Genomic DNA, 24,075 nt, shown 5'->3' with positions numbered 1-24,075 from the left:
GTGACTGACGAAAGGAACATCGGATGAAGACAGTTGGCGCGCTGACCGCACGATTGCAGGAACTGCACGGGCGCACGGCGGAAACGCCCCTGTTCAATCCGGTGTTCCAGCTGTCGCTGGACCTGTCACGGTTGCTGGAAGGCGACGGGTTGTCGCTGGATGATTGCGACGCGCTGGTCGGCGAACTGGAATGCGCCGCGCTGCTCCGCCGGGCGGAACGGCTGCGCCAGCTGGTCGCGCCAGTGTCACCGGCCACCAACGACAAGGCACTGGCCGACAGTCTGGAGCAGGACGACTTCGCAGCCTTCTGCGCGCAATGGGAGCAGCCGCAGCTGCACGCCGTGTTCACCGCGCATCCCACCTTCCTGCTGACCCCGGCCCAGGCGCAGGCCGTGGCCGCCGCCGCCAGCCAAGATGGCGCGATCGGGGACGACAGCTGCGTCGCCCCCTCCACGCGGAAGCCGGTGACGCTGGGAATCGAGCACGACCAGGTGATGGCCGCCATGGCCCACGGGCAGGATGCGCGCGACACGATCACCGCCCGCCTGCTGACCCATGCGCAGGCCTGCTGGCCGGACCGTTGGCAGGACTTCAAGCCGTTGCCGTTCCGCTTCGCCAGCTGGGTCGGATACGACATGGATGGCCGCACGGACATCACCTGGTCGGCCTCCATCGGCTTCCGCCTGGCGGAAAAGGCGGCGCGCCTGGCGCGCTACCGCGACCAGCTGGCCGCGATCGACGCGGGCCATCCGCTGCTGATGGAGCTGGCACCGGCGGCAGACTACGCCGGAGCCCGCGCAGCCGACTTCGCGGGCGACCTGACCGATCCGGCGGCCCTGTCGCTGGCCGCCAACCGCCTGACCGCGCACGATCCGCGCAAGCTGCTGTCGCTGCAGCCCTGCATAGACCGGCTGGAGAGCGAGGCGGCCGCGGTGGGCGGCGCGCGTTCGGTGCAGCTGAAGGTGCTGGCCGCCGCGATGCGGGCGGACGGGCTGGGCATGGGCTGGATCCATTTCCGGGTGAATGCCAAGCAGCTGCACAACGGCCTGCGCCGCCGGCTTGACCCGGACGGGCTGCTCGACCTGTCCAGCAAGGGCGCGATCGTGCACCTGCGCCGCGCCATTGCCGCGGTGGAGCCGTTGCGCGCCAATTTCGCCGCGCTCGCGATCGAGAGCAGTACCGCGATCCGCCAGTTCCTGGCCATGGTGCAGATCCTGCACCACATCGATGCCGACGCGCCCATCCGTATGCTCGTGGCCGAATGCGAGGAGCCGGCGACCGTGCTGGCCGCGCTGTATTTTGCCAAGCTGTTCGGCATCGCCGACAAGGTCGATGTCTCCCCCCTGTTCGAGACCGAGACCGCGCTCGAACATGGCGGCCGGCTGCTGGACGCGCTGCTGCAGGAGGAGGAGTACTGCGCCTATGCTCGCCAGCGTGGGCGGGTGGCGATCCAGACCGGCTTCTCCGACGCCGGCCGGTTCGTGGGCCAGGTGCCGGCCAGCCTCGCGATCGAGCGGCTGCAGGGGCGGCTGGCGGCGGCGATGGCCGCCAACGGCATGGAAGATGTCGCCGCGCTGGTGTTCGACACCCATGGCGAGAGCATGGGCCGCGGCGCGCATCCCGTTTCGCTGGCGGACCGGGTCAGCTGGCCGCTGAGCCACTGGGCGCGCGGGCGGTTCGCCGCCGCCGGCATCCGGCTGGAGCCGGAGGTCAGCTTCCAGGGCGGTGACGGCTACCTGTTCTTCGCCACGCCCGAACTGGCGCTGGCCACGCTGACCCGCCTGGCCGAGTTGCGCCCGGCCGAGGGCGACGAGGAAGCGGCGGAGGACGACCCGTTCTACCGCCGCACCGACCTGTCGCTCGATTTCTACCGCGCGGTGCGCGACCACCAGCACGAACATCTGGAAAGCCGGACCTACGCCCGCGCGGTCACCGCCTTCGGCCTGGGCCTGCTGAACCCCACCGGCAGCCGGGTCAGCCGGCGGCAGAGCGACATCAACGCCGATCGCGAGATGTCGCTGCGGCAGATCCGCGCGATCCCCCACAATGCCATCCTGCAGCAGCTGGGCTATCCGGTGAACGTGATCGCCGGCATCGGCAGTGCGGCGGACGGCAGCGATCCCGATCTGACGGAGATGCTGGCCGGCAGTGCCCGCGCGGCGCAGATCCTGCGGCTGGTGCGCAGCGCCAACGCGCTCGCCAGCATCAAGACGGTGGCCGCCTATGGCGAGCTGTTCAACTCCGCCTACTGGGCCAGCCGGCCCTATCGCGGGCTGGAAGATCACCTGACGGGGCCATGCGCCGCGCTGGCCGAATATCTGGTGAAGGATGACCGGGTGGGCACGTTCCGCCGCCTCGCCAGCCGCCTGCGGGTCGATGCGGTCAAGCTGCACCAGCTGGAGCTCGCCCTGCCCCCGGTGGCAGAAGCCGCCGACACCGGCGCGGAGCGGGAGGCCACGCGCCGCGCGATCGGCGCGCTGCAGGCGCTGCGGCTGGCGCTGTTCCAGCACATGTTCCTGCGGGTGATGTCCATCCCCGCCTTCAGCCGGGCCAACGATGTCAGCCGGGAGGACGTGCTGGAGATGGTGTTCACCCTGCGGGTGGACGAGGCGCTGGCGCAGCTGCGGCGTGCCTTCCCCACCAGCTTTCCCAAGCCGTCCGACTTCAACCTGGCGGAACCGGCCGACTATCCGGAGGGCGACGATGCCGGCTACGCCTCCATCGGGCGCGACTTCATCGAGCCGATCGACCGGGCCTATGCCCTCTCGCTGCGGATCGGCACCGCCATCGCCAACCATTTCGGGGCGCATGGCTGACCGGGGCGGCGCTAGCCGGCGCGGGGCGGCTCGGTACTGAACAGCCAGCCGTCGGTGGTGCTGCGGGCGAGCACGCCGGCGACATTGCCGCTGCCGCCTGCCTCCAGCCGATCCAGCAGGCGGGCCACATCACCACCACGCGGGGTCTGTCCCAGGCTGGTGATGACCCGGGTGGCCACCGCCAGGCGGATCGCGCGCGGTGCCAGCGGGCGGTAGCGGAGCGCTCCGTCCAGCTGCTCGATGCGTTCGTCCCATTCCCGCGCGGCAGCCCAGTCGAGCGCGGCCGCCGCTTCCCCGAGATGGCCTGCACTGGCAGCGACGGCGACCGGGTCGAGCCACTCCATCGCCGCGATTGCCTGACGGACACGCACGCGGTCGAACCGCGGGTCGGCATTGCTGGGATCGTCTGCCGGGCGCAGGTCGTGCCGTGCCACCACCTCTGCCAGCTCCCGCCGCCGGAAGCCGAGCAGTGGCCGCAACAGGGGCAGGGTGGAGCCGGGCACCAGCCCCGCTGCCCGCACGCCGGCGAGGCCGGGCAGGCCGCTCCCCCGGTTCAGCCGCATCAGCAGCGTCTCTGCCTGGTCGTCCGCGTGATGTGCGGTGGCAATCGCGGCGAGGGCATGTCGGGCCGCCCAGCCGGCCAGCGCGGCGTAGCGCGCCGCACGCGCCGCGGCCTGCACATTGCCGGGGGCGGGGGTCACGCGCAGGACAGCGCACGGGATCGCACGGGCGCTGCAAATCTCCTCCACCGCCGCGCACTCGGCGGCGGCCTCGGCCCGCAATCCGTGATCCACAGTGGCAACGGCAAAGCTGCCGGGCCGCACCGCCTGCATCAGCAGCAGCAGCGCCAGCGAGTCCGCACCGCCGCTGACCGCCAGGCCGATTGGCCCGGCGGAAGCAGGATGCAGCCGGGCGAGACTGGCGGCAAGGCGTGCCGCCAGACCGGCCTCAGCTGCTGCAGCGGACCCGGCTGCGGTTGCGGTCATACTGCTCCTTCAAGCGTCCGGTGGCGAGGGCGGGATAGCCGTCGCCGAACTCCGCCAGCGCGATGCAGGCGCGGTTGGTGTCGTTGATCGCGATCATCGATTCGGCGAGATAGAGCAGGCTGTCGGGTGCCCGGTCGGCCTGCTTGTTCGCCTGGTAGTTCTCGAAGAAGTGCGTCGCCGCCTCACGCGGCTGGCCATTGTCGAGATAGGCGCGGCCCAGCAGGTTGCGGCCCCAGTTGGTGCGGGCATGGCTGGGGTAGCGCTGCAGGAACAGTGCCAGCTGCTGCTGCGCCTCCGGGTAGAAGCCGGCCTGCCACAGGCGGAAGCCGTAGCTGTATTCGTCATCCCCGGCATCGTCGGTCTGCGGCTTGGCGATGGCCTGCACCGCCGCCACCCGTTCCGGGCTGGGCGCGGCGGCCCGCGTCTGGCCGGACGAGGCCGGCGCGGCGGCGGCGCTGGGCGGCGGCGTCGGGGTGCTGGCGGGCGGGGTTGCACCGGGCGCCGGGATCACGCCGATGGCGGGGGCGGGCACGGTGGCGGCGGGGGCAGCCTCCATCGCCTGCAGCCGCTGTTCCAGCTGCTGCAACTGGTAGGCGGTTTCCTCGCTGCGGGCGGTGACGCGGGCCATCTGCGTTTCCATCGCGTCCAGCCGGACCAGGATGTCGGTCACGGCGGTCGGCGCCGGTCCGGCCGGGGCGGGCGTGGCACCCGGCGCCGGCGTGGACGTATCGACCTCCGGCGTGAAGTAGCGTCCGTCGCCACCGGGGAACACGGCGCGCTGCACCGCGCGCAGCTCGCTTTCGAGCCGCCGCAGGCGTGCGTCGGTGCCGTCCTGCGCCTGTGCGCCCGCAGGCACCAGCGCCGTGCCGAGCAGGGCCAGCACGATCGCTGCCCGTGTGCGGCTGTTCATCGCCAAGATGTATTCCTTCCCTTGCAATCGTGTCCCGGCTGATAGCCGTCCCCGCCGAATGGCGGCTGAACGGTCGCCGCCTTACTGTGCTGCCGCTGGCCGCGACGAGACCGCGGACGGTACGAAGCCGGCCGGCGGGCTGGCGCCTGCTGCCGGCGCCACGGCGGCGCCGGGCGTGGCCGTTGCCGCAGGCTGTCCGCGCGCGAGCAGCGCCTGCGCCGTGATCGGCACATCGCGCATGATGCCCTGCGTCTCCGCCAGCCGGGGCACTTCGCGCCCGCCGATGGTGATGCGCAGCGCATCCGGCCGCCCGGTCCACAGCAGCGGCCCCTGCGCATCGGCCGGTACCTGGTATTGTTCGTTCAGCGCCATCTGCTTCTGCATCAGCTGGCGCCCCCCGGCATCGTAGAACTTGACCCACACGCCCGCTTCCAGGGCGGTGAACACGACCGGGCCGGCCGGCGCGGCGGCGGCCGGCTGGCCACCGGGCGCGGTTGCCTGCTGCCGGGCCAGCGCAGCCTGGCGGGCGGCGTCTTCCCGCTGCTGCTGTTCCACCAGGCTGGGCAGCTCGGCCGCCGGGGCGAACAGGGTGCGCATGAAGAAGAACCCGCCCAGCAGCAGCAGCACCACCGCCGCCAGCGCCAGCCAGGCCAGCCCGCGGCTGGGCACGCGCGCCGGATCGCCGGGTTCGAAGGACGGTGCGCCGTCCTGTTCGCGCGCCTCGATCATCTCGGCTCGCACGCGATCCGCGATGATGTCCGGGTCCAGGCCCAGCAGCTTGGCATAGGAGCGCGCGAAGCCGGTGGCATAGGTCCTGCCCGGCAGGGTGTTGAAGGCGCCGCTTTCGATCGTGACCAGATGCCGCTGCGGGATGCGGGTTTCGGTGGCCACCTGTTCCAGCGACAGCCCGCGCGCCTCGCGTCCCGCGCGCAGCTCGGGCCCGACGCCGCCGGTTGCGGTGCCTTCCGGCTGTTCGTTCATCGCCACATCATTCCCGATCCTGGATGCGGACGGTTATGGTCCGTCCGGTTGCTGCCTGCGCCGGCAAGTGACGAAAACAGCCGGTGCAAGTCAAGCCGCAAGGCGGCGCTGCCCGTGTTAATGCCTGTCGTCAATCGACCTCGATGCCGCGTTCCTCGGCCCACCGGGCCATCACGCCGCGCAGGTCGGCGGGCGGTGCGGCCAGCCAGCCCTGCATGGCCTCGCCCGCTTCGGCCAGATCGATCCGGCGGACCAGCTCCTTGATCGGGCCAACCGCGGCCGGCGTTATCGACAGGCGCCTGATGCCGAGTGCCAGCAGGGCCAGCGCCTCCAGCCGGCGGCCGCCCATCTCGCCGCATACGCCCAGCCGCACCGGGCTGCCGCGCACGGTGCCCACGACACGCTGCAGGAAACGCAGGATGGCGGGGCTCAGCCAGTCATACCGTTCGGCAAGGCGCGGATCGGCCCGGTCGGCGGCGAACAGGAACTGCGTCAGGTCGTTGGTGCCGATCGACACGAAGCTGAGGCGTGGCAGCAGCGTGTCCAGCGTTTCGGCCAGCGAGGGCACTTCCAGCATCACGCCATACAGGATCTCGTCTGGCAGGCGGTGGCGATGGCGCCTGAAATGCGCGATCTGCTGTTCGAACACCGCCTTTGCCGCGTCGAACTCCCACGGTTCCGAAACCATCGGGAACATGACCTGCAAGGATCGCCCGGCGGCGGCTTCCAGCAGGGCGCGGGCCTGCACCTTCAGCAGCCCGTTGCGTTCCAGCGCCAGGCGCAGCGCGCGCCAGCCCATCGCCGGGTTCTCCTCCGCCGCGCCGCGTTCCGCGTCGCGCAGATAGGGCAGCACCTTGTCGCCGCCGATATCCACCGTGCGGAAGATCACCGGGCGGTGTCCTGCGCCTTCCAGCACGTCGCGATACAGCCGCGTCTGCCGCTCGCGCGAGGGCAGGGTGTCGGCCACCATGAACTGGAACTCGGTGCGGAACAGGCCGATGCCGTCGGCGCCCGTCAGGCCCAGCATGGGGGTGTCGTCCACTAGGCCGGCATTCATCATCACCTCGATCCGCTGGCCATCCCGGCTGATCGGTTCGACGTCCCGCTGGGCGGCATAGGCGGCCTGCTTTTCCCGGCTGCGGGCGAGGCGCGCCTCGAACCCTTCCAGCGCGGCGGGTCCGGGGCGGATGATCACCTGCGCGCTGTCGCCATCCAGCAGCAGCTGGTCGCCATCGCGCATCAGCGCGCGGGCATTGCGCACACGGCCGATCACCGGCACGCCCATGGCGCGCGCCACGATCACCACGTGGGCGGTCAGCGATCCTTCCTCCAGCACCACGCCCTTCAGGCGACGCTTGTCATATTCCAGCAGCTCCGCCGGGCCCAGGTTCTTGGCGATCAGGATCGTGTCCTGCCGCAGGCCCGTGCGCGCCGCGGTGCCCAGCTGGCCGGACACGATGCGCAGCAGCCGGTTCGCCAGATCCTCCAGATCGTGCATCCGTTCGGCCAGCAGGGGATCGCGGATCTCGCGCATGCGCTGCCGGGTGCGCTGCTGCACCCGCTCGATCGCGGCCTCCGCCGTCAGGCCGTTGTCGATCGCCTCGTTGATGCGTCGGCTCCAGCCTTCGTCATAGGCGAACATCTTGTAGGTTTCGAGGACATGCCAGTGCTCCTCTCCCACGCCGAACTCGGCATGGGTGGCCATCTGGTCGATCTGCTCGCGCATCTTGTCGAACGCCTGGTAGACGCGGTGCCGTTCGGCCTCCGTGTCGTCGGCCACCGTCTGTTCGATCACGATGCGCGGCTGATGGAATACCGCCTGGCCGCAGCCCAGCCCCTTTACCAGCTGCAGCCCGGTCAGCACTTCCTGGCCGACCTGCGCCGCCGATCGCCCGCCCAGGCTTTCCTCGTCCACCAGACCGGCATTGGTGATCAGTTCCGCCAGCACCATGGCGACGGTCTGCAGCGCCTCGATCTCCACCTCGACATAGCGGCGCGGCTCCACATGCTGCACCGTCAGCACGCCGATCGCCCGTTCGCGCCGCACGATCGGCACGCCGGCGAAGGAGTGGAACTTCTCCTCGCCCGTTTCCGGCACATACTGGAATTCGGGGTGGGTGGCGGCCTCCGCCAGGTTCAGCGTCTGCGTGTTCTGGGCGATGGTGCCCGTCAGCCCCTCGCCGATGCCCAGCCGGGTCACATGCACCGCGCTCTGGTTCAGGCCGCGGGTGGCGAACAGCTCCAGCATGCCTTCGCGCAGCAGGTAGATCGAGCAGACTTCGCTATCCAGCGAGTCGCCGATGATGTCGACCACCTGGTTCAGCTTGCCCTGGGCGTGCAGGCGCGACGCCATCAGCTCGTGCAGCCGGGTCAGGATCGTGCGGGCGGCGGCTGTAGCTGTCATCGTGGATCGGCCTAAACGATCCCGCACGCTTTGGGAATGTTGCGGGGCCCCGGCAGAGCCAGGAAAGTTTACGCCACTACTTTGCTGGCTAAGTTCGGGCCGGGCAGCCCGGCGGGGAGTGGCCCTCCGCGATGGTGCCGGGCCGGTTCGGTCGACCGGGCGCCTGCGCCGTCGCGGAAGGCAGCGTGCCTTTCAGTTCGGCGGGGGTACGATCATGAATGCGCGATGGCTTCCTTGATCTTCAGCTTCTGCCGCTTCAGCGTCTGGATCATCGCGCTGTCGGGTTCGGGGCGGTTCATCTCGGCATGGAGCTGCTGCTCCAACCCGTCATGCTTGGCCTGTAGTGCGATGACGTGCGAAGATTCCATCAAGGGTTCTCCTTTCGCTGTTGAACGCCATGGGCAGGGGGCCCCGATGGCGGCGCGACTCAGGACTGCAACATCCCAGCCGCGCGATTGTCATCAAAACACAATAATCGTAGGGCGGCAAACCGGCTGTGCGGCAGAATGGCCGTGGGTCGGGACGGACCATGCCGCGCGGGCGCGATGAAGGGACTGCGGTGAACGAGGAGGAATTGCAGCGCAGGCTGGTGGCGCTGAAGATCGAGCATCGCGACCTGGATGCGGCGATCGACGCGCTGAGCAGCACCGGCGGCGATCAGCTGCAGATCGCCCGGCTTAAGCGCAAGAAGCTGAAGCTGCGCGACCAGATCGCGATCATCGACGATTACCTGATCCCCGACATCATCGCCTGATGGCGCTGCTCCCGAAGCCCTGGCCCGTCGGCCTGGTCGAGCAGGTGGAGCCGCTGGTGCGCCGCGTGCTGGCCCCCAACGGTTCCGCCTGGACCTATACCGGCACGCAGACCTTCCTGGTGGGTGACGGGCGCGGACTGGCGGTGATCGATCCGGGACCCGACGATGCGGCCCATCTTGATGCGCTGCTGCGCGCCATCGGCCCGGCCCCGGTGGTGGCGATCCTCTGCACCCACACGCACCGCGACCATTCGCCGGCCGCCGCGCCGCTCGCCGCTGCAACGGGTGCGCCGGTGATCGGCTGCGCGCCCCTGCGTACCAGCGGCGGGGACGCGGTGACGGATGCGCCGTTCGACCTCGACTACACGCCCGATCGCGTGCTGGCGGACGGGGAGGCGCTGGCCGGCCCAGGCTGGACGCTGACGGCGATCGCCACGCCCGGCCATGCCTCAAACCATTTGTGCTTCGCGCTGGAGGGCACGGGCATCCTGTTCACCGGCGACCATGTGATGGGCTGGGCCACCAGCGTCGTCGCCCCGCCCGACGGTGACATGGCCGATTACCTCGCCAGCCTGGAACGTCTGCACGATCGGGAGGATCGCATCTACTATCCCGCCCACGGCCCGGCGGTGACCCGGCCGCGCCAGCTGGTGCGCGGCATGATCGGCCATCGCCGGCAGCGGGAGGCGCAGATCCTGCGGCTGCTGGCGGAGGATACGGCCGAGCTGCCGGCGCTGGTGGAACAGATGTATCGCGGCCTCGCGCCCGCCCTGATCGGGGCCGCGCAGCAATCGGTGTGGGCGCATCTCGTCGATCTGGAACGGCGCGGGCTGGTGGGCCGTTCAGGACCATCATGGATCATCGCCCCCTAACGGATACCGCCACGCGCTCAGGCGCGGACCTTCACCCGCCTGTTCAGCGGCAGCACTCGCTGGCGCGAGTGCAGGCCCTGCCGTGGCTGCTGTTCATCATGGTGCTGGCGCTGGCAGTGTGGCTGGGCTGGCGCGCCTTCGGGCCGCAGGACAATGGCGATCCCCTGGCCACCAGCCTGGTCGCGTTTGAGAAGCAGAACCGGCTGACCGTGTTCTCCGCCCAACTCTCGCCCGTGGTGGCGAGCGAGGACAGCCGCCTGTTCGGCGCGCTGCGCAGCCGGCAAGTGGCGGTGATCCCGGCACGGGTCGACTACACGCTGGACCTGTCCGCCATGGACCGCAAGCGCATGAGCTGGAACGACGCCAGCGACACGCTGGACGTGCAGCTGCCCGCGCTGACCATCGGCCGGCCCAACCTTGACGAGGGCCGCGCGCAATATCTGCGCGAAGGGCTGTGGATCACCCGCACCGCGCAGGATGAACTCACCCGCAAGAACACCGCCCTCGCCGAACGGCAGGCGGTGGAGCAGGCGGCCAATCCGGTGCTGCTGACCCTGGCCCGCGGTGCCGCCAAGGATGCCATCCGCCAGAACCTGGCCATCCCGCTGCAGGTCGCCGGCTTCGGCAATGTCACGGTGAACGTCCGGTTCGACGGCGAAGCCCCGGCACCAGCCCCGGCTCCGGCAGCCCCCGCGCCCGCCAACTGAGCCACTGGTGAGACTGCGAACAATGCTGTAGCATACCTGCCGGAAGCGCGCTGCCTGTGGGGGGATGGACGCGCACCGGTCGCACACTGTCACTCTCTGGCAAGGATGCGACCATGGCTACCCTGTCATCCGATCCCGTGCACCGGCGCCCTGCCTGGGCGACAGATACATCCTTCTTCCTGGGCATGGCCATCGCCATGGCCGCGATCAACGTCACCGCCTTCTCGTTCTTCGCGGCGATGGGCATGTCCAGCTTCCGCGCACCGCTATACATCCATGCCCATGCGGTGCTGTTCATGGGCTGGGTGGTGCTGTTCGTGACGCAGGCCTGGCTGGCGGCGAGCGGGCGCGTGACGCTGCACCGGCCGCTCGGCTGGCTGGCGGTGGGCTGGGCGCTGGTGATGGTGGTGGTCGGCACGACGACGACGATCTTCTCGGTGCAGCGTGGCTTCGTGCCGTTCTTCTTCACGCCGGCGCAGTTCCTGGTGCTCAACCCGCTGAGCGTGCTGGTGTTCGCCGGCCTGCTGATCGCCGGCTTCGTGCGGCGGCGCGACCGGCTGTGGCATCCCCGGCTGATCCTGTGCGCCATGGCCGCGATCATGGGGCCTGCCTTCGGTCGCCTGCTGCCCGCACCCCTGTTCATGTATTCGATGGTCTGGGCGATCTTCGTGGCGATGATCGCCTTTCCCCTGATCGGCGCGGCGCGCGACCGGATCAGGCGGGGGCGGGTGCATCCCGCATGGCTGGTCGGCCTGGTGGCGCTGATGCTGATGCAGCTGGGTGTCGTGACGATCGGCCGCAGCGCATGGGCCGCCGGCCTGCACGCGCAGGTGACCGCCGGCACGCCCGGCGCGGCGATGGCCGCGGACGACTATCCGCCGCCGCCGTTCCCCGTCGCGCCCTGAGCACGGCCAAGCCGCATTGCCGCCCGTGCCCGCGCACCCTATCTGCCGGGCATGAGCCTCCTGACCCCCATGCCCACCGGCACCGATTTGCGCGCCGAGATCGACCGCCTGCGCAAGGAGCGCAACGCCGTGATCCTGGCGCATTACTACCAGAAGCCGGAGCTGCAGGACCTGGCCGATTTCGTCGGCGATTCGCTGGAGCTGAGCCGCAAGGCGGCGGACACCGATGCCGAGGTGATCGCATTCTGCGGGGTCAAGTTCATGGCGGAAACCGCCAAGATCCTATCCCCCGACAAGATCGTGGTACTGCCCGACATGGAAGCCGGCTGCAGCCTGGAGGATTCCTGTCCGCCGGAAAAGTTCGCCGCCTTCCGCGCGCAGCATCCGGACCACATCGCGCTGACCTACATCAACTGCTCGACAGAGGTGAAGGCGCTGTCCGACATCATCGTCACCTCTTCCAGTGCGGAGACGATCCTGTCGCAGATCCCGCGTGACCAGCCGGTGATCTTCGGGCCCGACCGGCACCTGGGCGGATACCTCAACCGCAAGTTCGACCGCGAGATGCTGCTGTGGCCGGGTGTGTGCATCGTGCACGAGGCCTTCAGCGAGCGGGAGCTGCTGAAGCTGAAGGAGCAGCACCCGGACGCGCCCGTCGCGGCACACCCGGAATGTCCGCCGCACATCGTCGACCATGCCGACATCGTGGGTTCGACCAGTGCGATCCTGCAATATGCCAAGACCTTCGCCGGCGACACGCTGATCGTGGCGACGGAGCCGCACATCATCCACCAGATGCAGAAGGCGCTGCCGCACAAGACCTTCATCGGCGCGCCGGGGGCGGACGGCAACTGCAACTGCAACATCTGCCCCTACATGGCGCTCAACAATCTGGAGAAGCTCTACCTCTGCCTGCGCGACCTGACGCCGCGGGTGGAGATCGAGGAAGGCCTGCGGATCAAGGCGAAGCGCAGCCTCGACCGCATGCTCGACATGGCCAGCGGCACGATCGGCCTGGGTGATCTGGGCCGCATGGGCGTGCCGCTGCCGTAACCGGCCGGCGCGGCGCCGGCCGCTGCGTTCCGAACCCCGTCGTGGCGAGCTGCCTGCCCTCGGTCAGGCGTCAGCCACAGACCCGGGCGCCCGCCGGCACTGTTCGAGTTCTTCCCGCAGCGTCCGCACCAGCTCCGCAGCCGGCATCGGCCGCGCCAGCGGCGCACCCTGACCGGCCCATTGTGCCCCGTACCCATGCTCGCCCTGTGCCCTGGCCGCAGCATGCAGCGCCTTTCCTGCGTCATAGGCGATGGGGTAGTCGGGCGGCCGATGGTCCCGGATCTTCCGGTCCAGCGCCGTGAACCGGTTGGCGAGGGCACGTGCCGGTCGCCCCGAAATGGCCGCGGTCAGCACCGTGTGGCGACCACCCGGCCCGGTGAGTGCGGCCCGATAGGATCCGTCCGCGGCTGATTCCGGGCAGGGCACGAACGCCGTCCCGAGCTGGGCCGCAACTGCGCCCAGGTCCAGCGCGGCCGCGATGCCGGCCCCGTCCATCATGCCGCCGGCAGCGATGACCGGCATGCCGGTGTCCCGTACCAGCAATCGGGTCAGCACCTGCGTGGTCAGGGCATCGTCCGGCGCATGGGGATCGAACACCCCGCGATGTCCGCCGGCCTCGATCCCCTGCGCCACGATCGCGTCGATCCCCGCCTGCTTGATGGCGGCGGCTTCTTCCAGGCTGGTGGCGGTGGCCATCAGGTAGATCCCGCGCGAACGCAGCGCCGACAGGACATCGCCCGAAGGCAGGCCGAAGTGGAAGCTGACGACCGGCGGCGCCAGATCAAGCAGCATCTGCAACATGGCGGGATCGTCGGCAAAGCTGCGGTAGATGGTCCGCAGCACCGCCGGCGGCTCCGCGCCGAAGCTGGCGAATACGGGCGCGAGCTGTTCCAGCCAGGCGGCTTCGCGGGCGGCATCCGCCGTGGGCGTTGCATGGACGAACAGGTTCACATTGAACGGTCGGCTTGTCCGTCTGCGCACCTCCTCGATCATGGCGCGCGCACCGGCCGCATCCGTGGCCCCGACCCCGATCGACCCCAGGGCCCCCGCATCCGAGACCGCCGCCGCCAGCGCTGGAGTCGACACGCCGGCCATGGGCGCCTGGATCAACGGCACCGTGAGCCGGAAGCGATCAACGATGGACATGGCTTCGACCCCCTGGTGACGACGGCACCTTATGGGCTGGTCGGCCCCTCACGTAAAAGGCTGTTCCGCGGGCAGACCAGGCCGCTACCCGCCTCCTGCCGCCCGCGCCTGCACCGCGTCCGCCGGATTGTCGGTGAACACCGCATCCACGCCCGCCTTCGCCAGCATCGCCCACCGCGCGGCAAGATCACCCGGCGCCGCCGGATCGTCGCCCCGGCGCAAGGCGGGCGGCAGGAACTGGTTCTCCCGCCGCAGGGTCCAGCCATGTACCGCCAGGCCCGCCGCATGGGCGGCGGCTACCAGCGGGGCAGGGGTGCCGTCGGGTTGCAGCAGCAGCGACAGCTCGCCGCCCAGCACGTCGGCATGGCGCGCCATCTCGGTCAGTCCGCCCGCCGTCAGCATCGCGGCATAGGGCAGGTCGGGCCGGTCGGCGGGTGCGCCCTCGGCGCTGACCAGCTGCACCAGTCGCAGACCGGTCAATCCGTCCAGCCGCGCGATCGGGCCGACCTCGAAACACTGGATCAGCGCGGCGTCTTCGGCATCGACATAGCCGGCGGCGGCCAGCTCCGCCGCAGCCAGCGCCGCGATGTCATGCCCCTGCGTCAGCAGGAAGGTCGGATGCTTGATCTCCGGCACCAGGCCGATCGTGCGCCCGGTCTCCGCCTCGCGCGCGCGGACGAGGGCGATGATCTCGGCCAAGGTGGGCACCTGGTACAGCCCGTCGAACCGCACATTGGCCGGGCGCAGCTGCGGGATCCGCTCGCGCGCGCGCAGGGTGCGCAGCTCCGCGAGGGTGAAATCCTCGACGAACCAGCCGGTCAGCGCCGCGCCGTCGATCACCTTGGTGGTGCGGCGATCCGCGAACTCCGCCCGCTCGGCCACGTCGGTCGTGCCGCCGATCTCGTTCTCGTGCCGGGCGACCAGCACGCCGTCGCGCGTGACCACCAGGTCGGGTTCGATGAAGTCGGCGCCGGCATCGATCGCGCGGTCATAGGCGGCCAGCGTGTGCTCCGGCCGTTCGCCGCTGGCGCCGCGATGGGCGATGACCAGCGGTGTTGCTGCCATGCCTTGTGCCTGCGCGGCGCCGGGCAGAAGGGGACTTGCAGCCAGGACCATTGCCAATATCCTCATCTGTCACCGGTGTCAGAAAAGGCCCGCTCCCATTCGGCGGGATCGAAGCCGACCAGCACCTTGCCGCCATGCATCACCACCGGCCGGCGGATCAGCGAAGGCTGCTCCGTCATCAGGCCCAGCACCTTGCCGTCGGACAGATCGGCACGCGCAGCCTCGTCCAGCTTGCGGAAGGTGGTGCCGCGCCGGTTCAGCAGCGCATCCCAGCCGACATGCGATGCCAGGTCCGTCAGCAGCGCCGGCGAGGCGCCTTCGCGCTTGTAGTCGTGAAAGGTGTAGGCGATTCCGCGCCCGTCCAGCCAGGCCCGGGCGCGCTTGACCGTGTCGCAATTGGGAATGCCGTACAGAACCATCATTCGCCCTCCTGCCCGGCCGATATGGCCCCCGCGTGACACTGGCAATCTCGGGGACGATACGAAGGGGGCGGGCATTGAACCATTTTCCTACAGCATGCCGCCCGGCCTATCACCATCCGATGCCCGGATGCCACGCCCTGTCCGCCGCGACACGCACCCTGACCGCCGCGACAGGCGGCCGGCCCATGGTCACGGGACCGTCGCGCACGGTGACGGATCGGGCGCTGATGGCGACGGCATTCGCCGCCATGGCGACATCGGCGCTGTCCGGGCGCGACAGGGTCGGCCCGCAAGGTGACACCCACCGTGGGCAAGGTCACGTCCGGTGCCGGCAGGGTGACGGCCATGCCGGCCAAGGTGGCGGGCTACAGCGTCACCGCCGTAACCCCCCACCCGGCCGCAGGGCCGGGTCAGGCGTCCGCCTTGACCCGGTTGGCGAAGCTCTTGCGCAGCTTGGCCAGCTTGGGGGGGATCACCGCCTGGCAATACGGATTGCGCTGGCCTTCGCCGTCCCAGTACTCCTGGTGGTAATCCTCCGCCGGGTACCATTCCGCCGGGCCTTCCAGCGTGGTCACCGCCATGGTGCCGTGCCCGGCATTCCAGCGCCCGATCGCGGCCTCCGCCTCGGCGCGCTGGGCATCGTCCAGCGGGAAGATCGCGCTGCGATACTGGGTGCCGACATCGCCGCCCTGCCGGTTCAGCTGCGACGGATCATGCGTTTCCATGAACATGTCCAGCAGCTGCGCATAGGACAGCACGTCCGGGTCGTAGGTCACCCGGATCGCCTCCGCATGGCCAGTCGTGCCGCTGCATACCGCCTTGTAGGTGGGGTCGGGCACGGTGCCGCCGATATAGCCGCTTTCCACTTCGCTGACCCCGATCACGTCGCGGAACACCGCCTCCGTGCACCAGAAGCAGCCGCCCGCCACGATCGCTGTCTCGCTCATTGTCTCGTCTCCTTGCATCTCCCGGGCAGATGGGGGGTGCCAAGCCGCTTGTCATCCGCCCGGCGACGCGTAGTTTCGCCGGCAACGCCTTTGGGGAGCCGCTACATGAAGAACCTGATGCTTGCCGCACTTGCCGGCCTGATGCTGCCGGCGCTGCCCGCCGCCGCGCAAGTTGCACCGGCGATGGAACAGGTGCTGGCCGATCCCCGCCGGGCCGACGATACCGCGCGCGACACGTGGCGCCACCCGGCCGAGACGCTGGCCTTCTTCCAGGTCGCGCCGGGCATGAGCGTGGTCGACTTCATGCCCGCCACCGGCTGGTTCTCCCGCGTGCTGATCCCGTATCTGGGGCCGCAGGGTACCTATATCGGCCTCAATCCCCGCGTCCCCGCCGACGCGACCGGCTACATGGCGACGATGCGCGACACCGCCACGAAGCTGCCGCAGGACGCCGCCGGCTGGATGGGCCAAGCGGCCGGCGCCCGCGTCGTCGGCGCCAACCTCGACACCATCCCGGCCGAGCTGGACGGCACGGTGGACCGGGTGCTGATCTTCCGCGAACTGCACAACATCCGCCGCAACGACTGGACGCACCAGCTGCTGAGCACCGCCCGCCGGCTGCTGAAGCCCGACGGCATGATCGGTATCGAGCAGCACCGGGCCAAGGCCGATGCACCCGCCGAATATACGCAAGGGTCCATGGGCTACCTGCGGGAGAAGGACGTGATCGCGCTGATGGACACCTACGGCTTCGACCTGGTCGGCCAGAGCGAGGTCAATGCCAACCCGAACGACCCCGCCAACTGGGATGGCGGCGTGTGGACGCTGCCGCCCGGCTACCGCGGCGCGGGCGAGGATGCGGCACGGCGGGCCGAGCTGGATGCGATCGGCGAAAGCGACCGCATGACCATGCTGTTCCGCAAGCGGGCCTGATGGCGATGCGCGCCGTGCTGCCAGCCCTTGCCGCCGCGCTGCTGCTGACCGGCTGCGTGGTCGGCAACACCACCAACACCGCCCCGGCACAGCTGGCCGACGCGACCGTGCTGGATGCGATCGAGACGGAGATGGACCGTACGGCGGCAGGCTGGAACAGCGGCGACATGGCGCTGTTCCTGTCCGTCTACTCGCCCTCGCGCCAGACCAGCTTCGTGACCGACAAGGGGCTGCTGCGCGGCGTGCCGGCGATGGAGGCGATGTACCGGCAGGCCTACGACTTCGACGATGCGGCGAAGCGCGGCACGCTGTCGTTCGAACGGCTGGACTTCCGCCCGCTCGGCCCGTCCCATGCGCTCTACATCGCCCGCTACACGGTGGCGGTGCCGGGTGCACAGCCGGTCAGCGGGGTGACCAGCCTGGTATGGGAACGCTACGCCGAAGGCTGGCGGATCATCGCCGATCACAGCGGCTGACTTGCCCGGACCTGCCGCCGCGACTACCTGCGCGCCCATGACCAGCATCACCGTCGCCGCCCTGCAGCTGCAGCTCGACCTGGAAGCCGAAGAGGACAATATCGCCGCCGTCTCCGCCCTGGTGGAGCAGGCCGCGGCGGCCGGCGCGCAGGTGGTGCTGCCGCCCGAACTGTTCGCCGGCGGCTATTTCTGCCGGGAGGAGGACGAGCGCTTCTTCGCCATGGCGCGCCCGACGGCGGAACATCCCAGCGTGCAGGCGATGCAGCAGCTGGCCGCGAAGCTGAAGGTGGCGATCCCGACCAGCTTCTTCGAGCGAGACGGGCATCACTATTACAACACCATGGCCATGATCGATGCGGAGGGGCAGATCATGGGCACCTACCGCAAGAGCCACATCCCCGACGGGCCGGGCTACGAGGAGAAGTACTACTTCCGTCCCGGCAATACCGGCTTCAGGGTGTGGGATGTCTTCGGCACCCGCATCGGCGTCGGCATCTGCTGGGACCAGTGGTACCCGGAGACCGCCCGCTGCATGGCGCTGATGGGCGCGGAACTGCTGTTCTACCCCACCGCGATCGGCAGCGAGCCCTATGATGCCAGCTTCGACACCAGCCGCATGTGGCGCCGGGCGATGGTCGGCCACGCGGTCAGCAACTGCATGCCGGTGATCGCCGCCAACCGCATCGGCTGCGAAGCCGGGCAGACCTTCTACGGCCATTCCTTCATCACCGACGAGTGGGGCGATCTGGTCGCCTCCTACGAGCGGGAGGAGACCGGCGTGCTGGTGGCGGAGCTGGACCTTGCCCGGGCGGCGAAGCACCGGGCCGGCATGGGCTTCTTCCGCGACCGGAGGCCGCAGCTGTACGGCCGGATCGCGGAGGACCTCTGACCCACACCTATCTTCTCGCGCTCGGTTCCAACCAGCGCCATGCGCAGCTGGGCAGCCCGCGTGCCGTGCTGGCTGCGGCGATGGAGGAAGTTGCGGCGCTGGGCACGGTGATCGCCCGCTCCGCCGTGATCGACAGCGCGCCGGTCGGTCCGTCGCAGCGGCACTATGCCAATGCGGCGCTGGTGCTGGAAACAGAACGCATTCCGCCGGCGCTGCTGATGGTGCTGCAGGCGATGGAGCAGGATTTCGGCCGGGTGCGCCGGGGCCGGGAGTGGGGCGCCCGCGTGCTGGACCTGGACATCGTGCTGTGGAGTGGCGGGACCTGGAGCACGCCCGGCCTCACGATCCCGCACCCGCTGTTCCGGACGCGTGCCTTTGTGCTGGCACCGGCGCTGGCGATCGCGGCCGGCTGGCGCGATCCGGCCAGCGGTCTGACCCTGCGCCACCTGCACGCCCGCTTGACCCGCCCCCGCCCCCTGCCTAGGTGACCGCAGCCGCCCAAGCGGAGCGGGCCCTTAGCTCAGTCGGTAGAGCAACTGACTTTTAATCAGTAGGTCGCTGGTTCGAACCCAGCAGGGCTCACCATTCCGGATGCTGGGGCGCAAGGCCACGATGACGCCGACCGACGAACAGCAGGCCATTCTTGACCGGCCGCCTACCGGCACGATCAAGGTGCTGGCCGGCGCCGGCTGCGGCAAGACATCGACCCTGGTGCAATATGCCGCGCGCTGGCCGGGCCGGGGCCTGTACCTGGCCTTCAACAGCGCTATCGCGCGAGAGGCGGCAGCCAGGTTCCCGCGCAATATCGAGGCGCGCACCGCCCACTCCTTCGCATTCCGCCAGCTCGGGTTCAGCCGGGGCAAGCCGGAGCTGGTGAACCGCTATCTCGACAGGCACCTGGACCCGTTCGAGGCGCTGATCCGGCCGGTGCCGGGCGTGCCGCAGGCCAGGCTGCGCAGCCTGATCCTGGGTACGATCGACCGGTTCCTGATCGACGAGGGCACCCGCATCAGCCATCGCCATTGCGATCTGGCGGACAAGACCCAGAACCGGGCCGTGCGCGAGATTGCGGGGGCGATCACGCTGAAGCTGCTGAAGTTCGCGGACCATGACCTGCCGATCACGCACGACACGTACCTGAAGCAGTTCGAGATGAAGCAGCGCATCGCGGGGTTCGACTACCTGCTGCTGGACGAGGCGCAGGATCTGAACCCGGTGCTGATCTCCATCGCGCGCAAGGCCGGCCTGCCCACGATCGTGGTCGGCGATCCGTACCAGTCGATCTACCGCTTCCGCGGTGCGGTCGACGCGATGGACGCCTTCGATGCGGAGGAACTGACGCTGACGCAGAGCTGGCGCTTCGGGCAGGCGATCGCGCAGGTGGCCAACGCCATTCTGCGGCACAGTTCGAAGCCGCCGCGGCACCGGCTGACCGGCAACCCGGCGATCACCACCACCATCACCCGCTATGGCGGGCGGGTGGCGATGCAGCCGGGCACCGCGATCCTGGCGCGCACCAATGCCCGCCTGTTCCAGAGCCTGGCCGGGATCGACCGGCCGTTCCACCTGGTGGGCGGCATCCGCGACTTGCACCGGCAGCTGACCTCCGCCCACGCGCTGGCGCAGGGGCAGCGGCACAGGGTTGCGGACGAATCGATCGCCCGCTTCTCCAGCTGGCGGAACTTGGAATATGCCGCCGATCATGGCGATGGCGAGATGCGCCGGGTGCGCGACATCGTCGACCAGCATGGCCCTAGGCTGGCGACCCTGCTGGAGCGGCTGAACGGCCTGCACCGTGATGCCGAGGCGGATGCCCAGATCGTCGTTTCCACCGCCCACAAGGCCAAGGGGCGCGAGTGGGACAATGTTGTCGTGCTGGACGACTTCGACCCGCCGGCGGACCTTGCCGCGCGCCGGCGGGGTGATGCGAAGAAGACGGTCGATACCGACCAGCAGATCAACCTGCTCTATGTCGCCTGCACCCGTGCACGGCGGCGCCTGTACCTGGCGCCGCCGCTGCACGATGCGCTGGCCTGACGGCTACTTGCCCCAGTTCTCGTAAGCGTCGAGCGCGCGCTGCGGCTGCGTGACCCACCAGCTGTAGCCATTGCGGCGCCCTTCGGAGATGTTGTTCACATCGTCGTGGATGGTGCGGTCCTTGTCACCGAAGATAGGCTGCCCGTTGTTGACGTCGTAATTGCGCGACCAGAGCGGCCCGGCACCTGCGCGGGGGAACAGCTTCCGTCCTTCATTGCCGACACGCTCCCACGCATAATCGCGCACCGCCGCCGATCGCAGCCAGGCGACGCCCCCTTCGATCGCGGCACGCATTTCCGGGCTTGGATCGGGCCGGCTCATCAGGAATTCCAGAATGTCCGTAGTCTCGCCGCTGGCAATGGAGCGGGGTTCGTAATTGCGGGCGGAGATCGGCTCCAGCGTCAGCGGGTCGACCTGCTGCGGCCAGCCCAGCAAGGCGCCGTCGCGCCGCACCTGCGCCGCCAGGATCACCTCGATCCCCTTGGCGGTGGCCGTTGCCGACCGGGCACGCAGATATTGCGGCACGAAGGCGTATTGTGGCTGCGTGGCCACCTCGCCCAGCAAGGTTGCCGCCCTGGCCACGGCATTGTCGTTGAAGGTGATGCCGTCGTGGAAGCCGCCTTCCAGCGGCCAGTTCTGCGGCCAGCCCCCGTTCGGGTACTGCGCGGCCAGCAGATACTGCACGCCCCGCACGAAGCTTTCGCGGTATTTGTCGCCCTCGTCCCCGGGCAGCGCGGCGGCGACCTGCTGCAGGAAGCGCATCTCCGTGGTCGTGGCCTCGTTGTCCAGCGAGCCGACAAAGGTCCAGAACCGGTCATGCGGGGCGTCGAAATTGCCCGGGTCCTGCGTCATGGTCTCCGCATCATTGGCATAGCGCTGGCCCGGCAGGCGCGGCGGGCCGGCGCGGTTCTGGTTCTTGCTCCATCCGCCGGCCGGCGTCTGGAAGCTGACGATGGTGTCGGCGACCTGCCGCGCTTCCGCAGTGCCGTACCATTCGGCCGGGCGATCGATCGGCATGTTGTAGGCAGATGGGCCGACCGCCTGCGGCGGCGGGGGCGGTTCCTGCCCGGGCTCCAGTTCATTCACCAGCGATTGCCGGTCGACCTGCATCTGCAACTGCGAGCGCAGGACGTAATCGCGCCATACGGGCTGCTGATCGTCGGGCAGGGTGCCGATCCGGTCCAGCGTCAGCGACAGCGCCGGCGTGTTGATGGCGATGACCTTGCCATGCGCCGCGCCCCCCGTCAGGGCGGAAGCGGCCAGGCACAGGGCGAGCAGGGTGCGTGTCTTCAAGGCGGTCTTCTCCACATGGCCGTCCGGCGTGCGAGCGGTTGTCCCGCTACTTGTCCGATCGGATCCCGGCGGTGCGGACCCGAAACAAAGACCACCGGTGTCAATCAGGGTCTTACATGTCATATAACTTGATGCAATAGTGTCTGCCGTATTCAGGATGCGGCAAGCGACCGTGCAGGAACAAGGGACCAGGATGCCGGAAACAGAAGCGAGCCCGCGCACGATGTGGCACCGCATGGCCAGGCTGGTGGCGTGGCCTGCCGTGCTGCTGCTGGCCGTGCCGGCCATCGCACAGCCGATCGACCGGCAGGCGCTGGTGCAGCGGCACGACGTGGTGCTGACCGAAATCGACCCGCATGCGCCGGTCATGCTGGGCAATGGCGAGCTGGGCTTCACCGCCGACATCACCGGCCTGCAGACCTTTCCCGAGCGCTACTCGGAACTGGTGCCGCTGCTGACCATGGCGCAATGGGGCTGGCACAGCTTCCCCGAAGGCGCGGCCGAGGAGAAGGCCGGGCTGGTGCAGGTGCCCGTGCCGGGGCGGGGCGAGCAGCCCTATGCCTGGATGCGCAGCTGGGCCGATGCGGAAACCAATCCCGCGCTGAACTGGCTGCGGGCCAATCCGCACCGGATCGCGCTGGGGCGCATCGCCATGGTGGTGGACGGCGCCGCACCGGACTTCGCCCAGGTGAGCGGGACGCACCAGCAGCTGGACCTGTGGACCGGCACGCTGACCAGCCGCTTCGCCTATGCCGGGCAGCCGGTCACGGTGGTGACCCGCGTGCTGCCGAGCCGGGACGTGATCGCGGTGGAGGTGACCTCGCCGCTGGTCGAGGCTGGCCGGCTGGCGTTGTCGGTGCACTACCCGGGGGTGGACCCGCAGATCAATCCCGACCCGGCGCGCTGGGACGGTGGCGGCACGACGGAACTGGTCAGCGTGACCCCGCAGCGCGTGCATCTTCGGCGCGACCTCGATGCCACCCGCTACTGGTCCGCCGTGGAAAGTGACGGGGCGCTGGCGATGGACGGGGATGCCGGCGTGCTGGCGACCGGCACGGGCACGGTGCTGCGCCTGCAGGTGGCGTTCGACCAGACGGCCGAGGCCGCACCCTTGCCGTCCTTCGCGCACGGCACCGACGCGGTGGCCGGGCACTGGCGCAGCTTCTGGACCGGTGGCGGTGCGGTGGACTTCACCGGCAGCACCGATCCGCGTGCGGCGGAGCTGGAGCGGCGGGTGGTGCTGTCGCAGTACCTGTCCGCCATCAATGGTGCCGGCACCCTGCCGCCGCAGGAGGAGGGGCTGTTCTCCAACAGCTGGTTCGGCAAGTTCCACCTGGAGATGCATCCATGGCACGCCGCGTGGCAGGCCATGTGGGGCCATGCCGACATGCTGGAGCGCAGCCTGCCCTGGTATGTCGCGCATCTGCCGCGCGCCCGGGAGGAAGCCGCGCGGCACGGGGTAGCCGGCGCCTGGTGGCCCAAGATGGTCGGCCCGGAAGGGCGCAACAGCCCCAGCCTGGTGTCCCCGTTCCTGATGTGGCAGCAGCCGCACCCGATCCTGCTGGCCGAGCTGGTGCGCCGCGCGCGGACCGGACCCGGCGAGGAGGCCGGGGTACTGGGGCAGTATGGCGAAGTTGTGGAGGCGAGCGCGGACCTGCTGGCGTCCTGGCCGCTGGAGAAGGACGGACGACGCAATCTCGGCCCGCCGCTGATCCCGGCGCAGGAGAACTACGATCCGCTGACCACGGTCAATCCGACGTTCGAACTGGCCTATTTCCGCTGGGCGCTGACGGTGGCGCAGGACTGGCGGACACGGCAGGGCCTGCCGCCCAAGCCTGAATGGACCGAGGCACTGCGCCGGCTGGCGCCGCTGCCGATGAAGGACGGGCTGTACCTGCCGGCGGAGAGTGAGCCCGACTTCTGGCAGATCGCGGCATCGGCCGCGTGCAGCGGCGCGGCCGATGCCGCGCAGTGCAAAAACCGTGACCACCCGTCCTTCATGATGGCCTATGGCTTCATTCCCGGGGAGCAGGTCGACCAGGACGCCATGCGTCGCACCCTGTCCGCCATCAGCGCGCACTGGGATCTGCGGCAGACCTGGGGCTGGGACTTTCCGATGCTGGCCATGGCGGCCGCGCGGCTGGGCCGGCCGGAGGAGGCGGTCGACTGGCTGTTTGCGGAGCGAAAGAACAACCAGTGGGGCGTGACCGGCATGACGCCGCGGGTGCATCTGGATGCACATGCGGAGGATCTGGTGCCGGTGTCCGGCGGGGCCGGCGGAGTGGCAATGGCCACCAATTCGGACGGTGCCGGCTATCGCCGCGCCGCGGAAACCTACTTCCCGTCCAACGGCGCGCTGCTGTGGGCGGTGGGATTGATGGCCGCCGGGTGGGACGGCGCCGAGGGGCATGCCCCCGGCTTCCCCGCAGACGGCTGGACCGTGCGGGCCGAAGGCATCGCCCCCGCACCATGATGGAGA

At 69.7% G+C, this 24,075-nt stretch carries 22 protein-coding genes and 1 tRNA gene; 13 read left to right on the top strand and 10 right to left on the bottom strand.

The features are described 5' to 3' along the window. Positions 1 to 23 precede the first annotated feature (23 nt). Positions 24 to 2,816: a phosphoenolpyruvate carboxylase gene (locus tag PK98_RS10125; protein WP_039096792.1), complete on the top strand. Its 2,793-nt coding sequence runs from the start codon at positions 24 to 26 to the stop codon at positions 2,814 to 2,816. Between the two features lie 11 nt (positions 2,817 to 2,827). On the opposite strand, the gene tilS is transcribed toward PK98_RS10125, so the two are convergent. From tilS to PK98_RS16390, 5 genes are all read right to left on the bottom strand, one after another. Next, positions 2,828 to 3,802: a tRNA lysidine(34) synthetase TilS gene (gene tilS / locus PK98_RS10120; protein WP_039096790.1), complete on the bottom strand. Its 975-nt coding sequence runs from the start codon at positions 3,800 to 3,802 to the stop codon at positions 2,828 to 2,830. After that, on the bottom strand, positions 3,765 to 4,712 hold the full coding sequence (locus tag PK98_RS10115; RefSeq protein ID WP_039096788.1) for a tetratricopeptide repeat protein: 948 nt from the start codon (positions 4,710 to 4,712) through the stop codon (positions 3,765 to 3,767). The genes tilS and PK98_RS10115 overlap by 38 nt, the downstream gene beginning before the upstream one ends. Before the next feature lie 81 nt (positions 4,713 to 4,793). Next, a complete protein-coding gene (locus PK98_RS10110; RefSeq protein WP_235425484.1) occupies positions 4,794 to 5,693 on the bottom strand; it encodes a helix-turn-helix domain-containing protein in 900 nt (299 codons plus the stop codon). 130 nt (positions 5,694 to 5,823) lie between these two features. Next, positions 5,824 to 8,097 carry a phosphoenolpyruvate--protein phosphotransferase gene (ptsP, locus tag PK98_RS10105; RefSeq protein WP_039096787.1) on the bottom strand — a complete coding sequence of 758 codons (2,274 nt, stop codon included), beginning with the start codon at positions 8,095 to 8,097 and terminating at the stop codon, positions 5,824 to 5,826. A 212-nt stretch (positions 8,098 to 8,309) separates the two neighbouring features. Next, positions 8,310 to 8,465, bottom strand: a complete 156-nt coding sequence (locus tag PK98_RS16390; protein ID WP_081996186.1) for a YdcH family protein — start codon at positions 8,463 to 8,465, stop codon at positions 8,310 to 8,312. A gap of 191 nt (positions 8,466 to 8,656) precedes the next feature. On the opposite strand from PK98_RS16390, the gene PK98_RS10100 reads away from it, so the two are divergent. The 5 genes from PK98_RS10100 (at position 8,657) to nadA (ending at position 12,388) form a co-directional block, all read left to right on the top strand. Continuing rightward, complete coding sequence (locus PK98_RS10100; RefSeq protein ID WP_039097525.1) at positions 8,657 to 8,851, top strand: YdcH family protein; 195 nt, start codon at positions 8,657 to 8,659, stop codon at positions 8,849 to 8,851. After that, a complete protein-coding gene (locus PK98_RS10095) occupies positions 8,851 to 9,723 on the top strand; it encodes an MBL fold metallo-hydrolase (RefSeq protein WP_039096785.1) in 873 nt (290 codons plus the stop codon). The genes PK98_RS10100 and PK98_RS10095 overlap by 1 nt, the downstream gene beginning before the upstream one ends. Further along, positions 9,705 to 10,430 carry a DUF4230 domain-containing protein gene (locus PK98_RS10090; protein ID WP_052208496.1) on the top strand — a complete coding sequence of 242 codons (726 nt, stop codon included), beginning with the start codon at positions 9,705 to 9,707 and terminating at the stop codon, positions 10,428 to 10,430. The genes PK98_RS10095 and PK98_RS10090 overlap by 19 nt, the downstream gene beginning before the upstream one ends. 113 nt (positions 10,431 to 10,543) lie before the next feature. Further along, on the top strand, positions 10,544 to 11,335 hold the full coding sequence (locus tag PK98_RS10085; protein WP_052208495.1) for a hypothetical protein: 792 nt from the start codon (positions 10,544 to 10,546) through the stop codon (positions 11,333 to 11,335). A 51-nt stretch (positions 11,336 to 11,386) separates the two neighbouring features. Further along, positions 11,387 to 12,388: a quinolinate synthase NadA gene (nadA, locus tag PK98_RS10080; protein ID WP_200885027.1), complete on the top strand. Its 1,002-nt coding sequence runs from the start codon at positions 11,387 to 11,389 to the stop codon at positions 12,386 to 12,388. Between the two features lie 63 nt (positions 12,389 to 12,451). On the opposite strand, the gene PK98_RS10075 is transcribed toward nadA, so the two are convergent. The 4 genes from PK98_RS10075 to msrA all read right to left on the bottom strand — a co-directional run bounded on the left by PK98_RS10075 (position 12,452) and on the right by msrA (position 15,968). After that, entirely contained in the window at positions 12,452 to 13,534 is a 1,083-nt protein-coding gene (locus PK98_RS10075) for an NAD(P)H-dependent flavin oxidoreductase (protein WP_039096783.1), read from the bottom strand. Between the two features lie 84 nt (positions 13,535 to 13,618). Beyond that, entirely contained in the window at positions 13,619 to 14,599 is a 981-nt protein-coding gene (locus PK98_RS10070; RefSeq protein ID WP_235425483.1) for a glycerophosphodiester phosphodiesterase family protein, read from the bottom strand. Positions 14,600 to 14,661: 62 nt separating this feature from the next. After that, complete coding sequence (locus tag PK98_RS10065) at positions 14,662 to 15,021, bottom strand: arsenate reductase (RefSeq protein ID WP_039096775.1); 360 nt, start codon at positions 15,019 to 15,021, stop codon at positions 14,662 to 14,664. Between the two features lie 410 nt (positions 15,022 to 15,431). Further along, positions 15,432 to 15,968: a peptide-methionine (S)-S-oxide reductase MsrA gene (gene msrA, locus PK98_RS10060; RefSeq protein ID WP_039096773.1), complete on the bottom strand. Its 537-nt coding sequence runs from the start codon at positions 15,966 to 15,968 to the stop codon at positions 15,432 to 15,434. 105 nt (positions 15,969 to 16,073) lie between these two features. Between msrA and PK98_RS10055 the strand changes: the two genes are divergently transcribed. The 6 genes from PK98_RS10055 to PK98_RS10030 all read left to right on the top strand — a co-directional run bounded on the left by PK98_RS10055 (position 16,074) and on the right by PK98_RS10030 (position 20,303). Further along, positions 16,074 to 16,901, top strand: a complete 828-nt coding sequence (locus PK98_RS10055) for a class I SAM-dependent methyltransferase (RefSeq protein WP_039096771.1) — start codon at positions 16,074 to 16,076, stop codon at positions 16,899 to 16,901. After that, positions 16,901 to 17,377, top strand: a complete 477-nt coding sequence (locus tag PK98_RS10050; RefSeq protein WP_235425482.1) for a DUF4440 domain-containing protein — start codon at positions 16,901 to 16,903, stop codon at positions 17,375 to 17,377. Before PK98_RS10055 ends, PK98_RS10050 begins: the two co-directional genes overlap by 1 nt. Before the next feature lie 37 nt (positions 17,378 to 17,414). After that, positions 17,415 to 18,266, top strand: coding sequence for an N-carbamoylputrescine amidase (aguB, locus tag PK98_RS10045; protein WP_039096770.1), 852 nt, complete (start codon positions 17,415 to 17,417; stop codon positions 18,264 to 18,266). Then, the gene (gene folK / locus PK98_RS10040) at positions 18,263 to 18,754 is read left to right on the top strand and encodes a 2-amino-4-hydroxy-6-hydroxymethyldihydropteridine diphosphokinase (RefSeq protein WP_039097520.1); all 492 of its coding nucleotides are present in this window, start codon (positions 18,263 to 18,265) and stop codon (positions 18,752 to 18,754) included. Before aguB ends, folK begins: the two co-directional genes overlap by 4 nt. Positions 18,755 to 18,775: 21 nt before the next feature. Then, a tRNA-Lys gene (locus PK98_RS10035) sits at positions 18,776 to 18,851 on the top strand. Positions 18,852 to 18,857: 6 nt separating this feature from the next. Further along, positions 18,858 to 20,303: a UvrD-helicase domain-containing protein gene (locus PK98_RS10030; RefSeq protein ID WP_039096768.1), complete on the top strand. Its 1,446-nt coding sequence runs from the start codon at positions 18,858 to 18,860 to the stop codon at positions 20,301 to 20,303. A 3-nt stretch (positions 20,304 to 20,306) separates the two neighbouring features. Here the strand turns inward: PK98_RS10030 and pelA are convergent, their stop codons facing one another. Beyond that, complete coding sequence (pelA, locus tag PK98_RS10025; protein ID WP_200885026.1) at positions 20,307 to 21,596, bottom strand: pectate lyase; 1,290 nt, start codon at positions 21,594 to 21,596, stop codon at positions 20,307 to 20,309. Positions 21,597 to 21,789: 193 nt separating this feature from the next. On the opposite strand from pelA, the gene PK98_RS10020 reads away from it, so the two are divergent. Continuing rightward, positions 21,790 to 24,069: a hypothetical protein gene (locus tag PK98_RS10020; RefSeq protein ID WP_235425481.1), complete on the top strand. Its 2,280-nt coding sequence runs from the start codon at positions 21,790 to 21,792 to the stop codon at positions 24,067 to 24,069. Positions 24,070 to 24,075 lie beyond the last annotated feature (6 nt).

The organism is Croceibacterium mercuriale, assembly GCF_000802385.1.
Lineage (GTDB): Bacteria > Pseudomonadota > Alphaproteobacteria > Sphingomonadales > Sphingomonadaceae > Croceibacterium > Croceibacterium mercuriale.
This window is presented reverse-complemented; position numbering and strand designations above follow the sequence as displayed.

Bases quoted from the DNA above. Each gene is read 5' to 3' on its own strand.
- PK98_RS10125 (WP_039096792.1), top strand. From the start codon at position 24: ATGAAGACAGTTGGCGCGCTGACCGCACGATTGCAGGAACTGCACGGG.
- tilS (WP_039096790.1), bottom strand. From the start codon at position 3,802: ATGACCGCAACCGCAGCCGGGTCCGCTGCAGCAGCTGAGGCCGGTCTG.
- PK98_RS10115 (WP_039096788.1), bottom strand. From the start codon at position 4,712: ATGAACAGCCGCACACGGGCAGCGATCGTGCTGGCCCTGCTCGGCACG.
- PK98_RS10110 (WP_235425484.1), bottom strand. From the start codon at position 5,693: ATGAACGAACAGCCGGAAGGCACCGCAACCGGCGGCGTCGGGCCCGAG.
- ptsP (WP_039096787.1), bottom strand. From the start codon at position 8,097: ATGACAGCTACAGCCGCCGCCCGCACGATCCTGACCCGGCTGCACGAG.
- PK98_RS16390 (WP_081996186.1), bottom strand. From the start codon at position 8,465: ATGGAATCTTCGCACGTCATCGCACTACAGGCCAAGCATGACGGGTTG.
- PK98_RS10095 (WP_039096785.1), top strand. From the start codon at position 8,851: ATGGCGCTGCTCCCGAAGCCCTGGCCCGTCGGCCTGGTCGAGCAGGTG.
- PK98_RS10090 (WP_052208496.1), top strand. From the start codon at position 9,705: ATGGATCATCGCCCCCTAACGGATACCGCCACGCGCTCAGGCGCGGAC.
- PK98_RS10085 (WP_052208495.1), top strand. From the start codon at position 10,544: ATGGCTACCCTGTCATCCGATCCCGTGCACCGGCGCCCTGCCTGGGCG.
- nadA (WP_200885027.1), top strand. From the start codon at position 11,387: ATGAGCCTCCTGACCCCCATGCCCACCGGCACCGATTTGCGCGCCGAG.
- PK98_RS10075 (WP_039096783.1), bottom strand. From the start codon at position 13,534: ATGTCCATCGTTGATCGCTTCCGGCTCACGGTGCCGTTGATCCAGGCG.
- PK98_RS10070 (WP_235425483.1), bottom strand. From the start codon at position 14,599: ATGGCAGCAACACCGCTGGTCATCGCCCATCGCGGCGCCAGCGGCGAA.
- PK98_RS10065 (WP_039096775.1), bottom strand. From the start codon at position 15,021: ATGATGGTTCTGTACGGCATTCCCAATTGCGACACGGTCAAGCGCGCC.
- msrA (WP_039096773.1), bottom strand. From the start codon at position 15,968: ATGAGCGAGACAGCGATCGTGGCGGGCGGCTGCTTCTGGTGCACGGAG.
- PK98_RS10055 (WP_039096771.1), top strand. From the start codon at position 16,074: ATGAAGAACCTGATGCTTGCCGCACTTGCCGGCCTGATGCTGCCGGCG.
- PK98_RS10050 (WP_235425482.1), top strand. From the start codon at position 16,901: ATGGCGATGCGCGCCGTGCTGCCAGCCCTTGCCGCCGCGCTGCTGCTG.
- aguB (WP_039096770.1), top strand. From the start codon at position 17,415: ATGACCAGCATCACCGTCGCCGCCCTGCAGCTGCAGCTCGACCTGGAA.
- PK98_RS10030 (WP_039096768.1), top strand. From the start codon at position 18,858: ATGCTGGGGCGCAAGGCCACGATGACGCCGACCGACGAACAGCAGGCC.
- PK98_RS10020 (WP_235425481.1), top strand. From the start codon at position 21,790: ATGCCGGAAACAGAAGCGAGCCCGCGCACGATGTGGCACCGCATGGCC.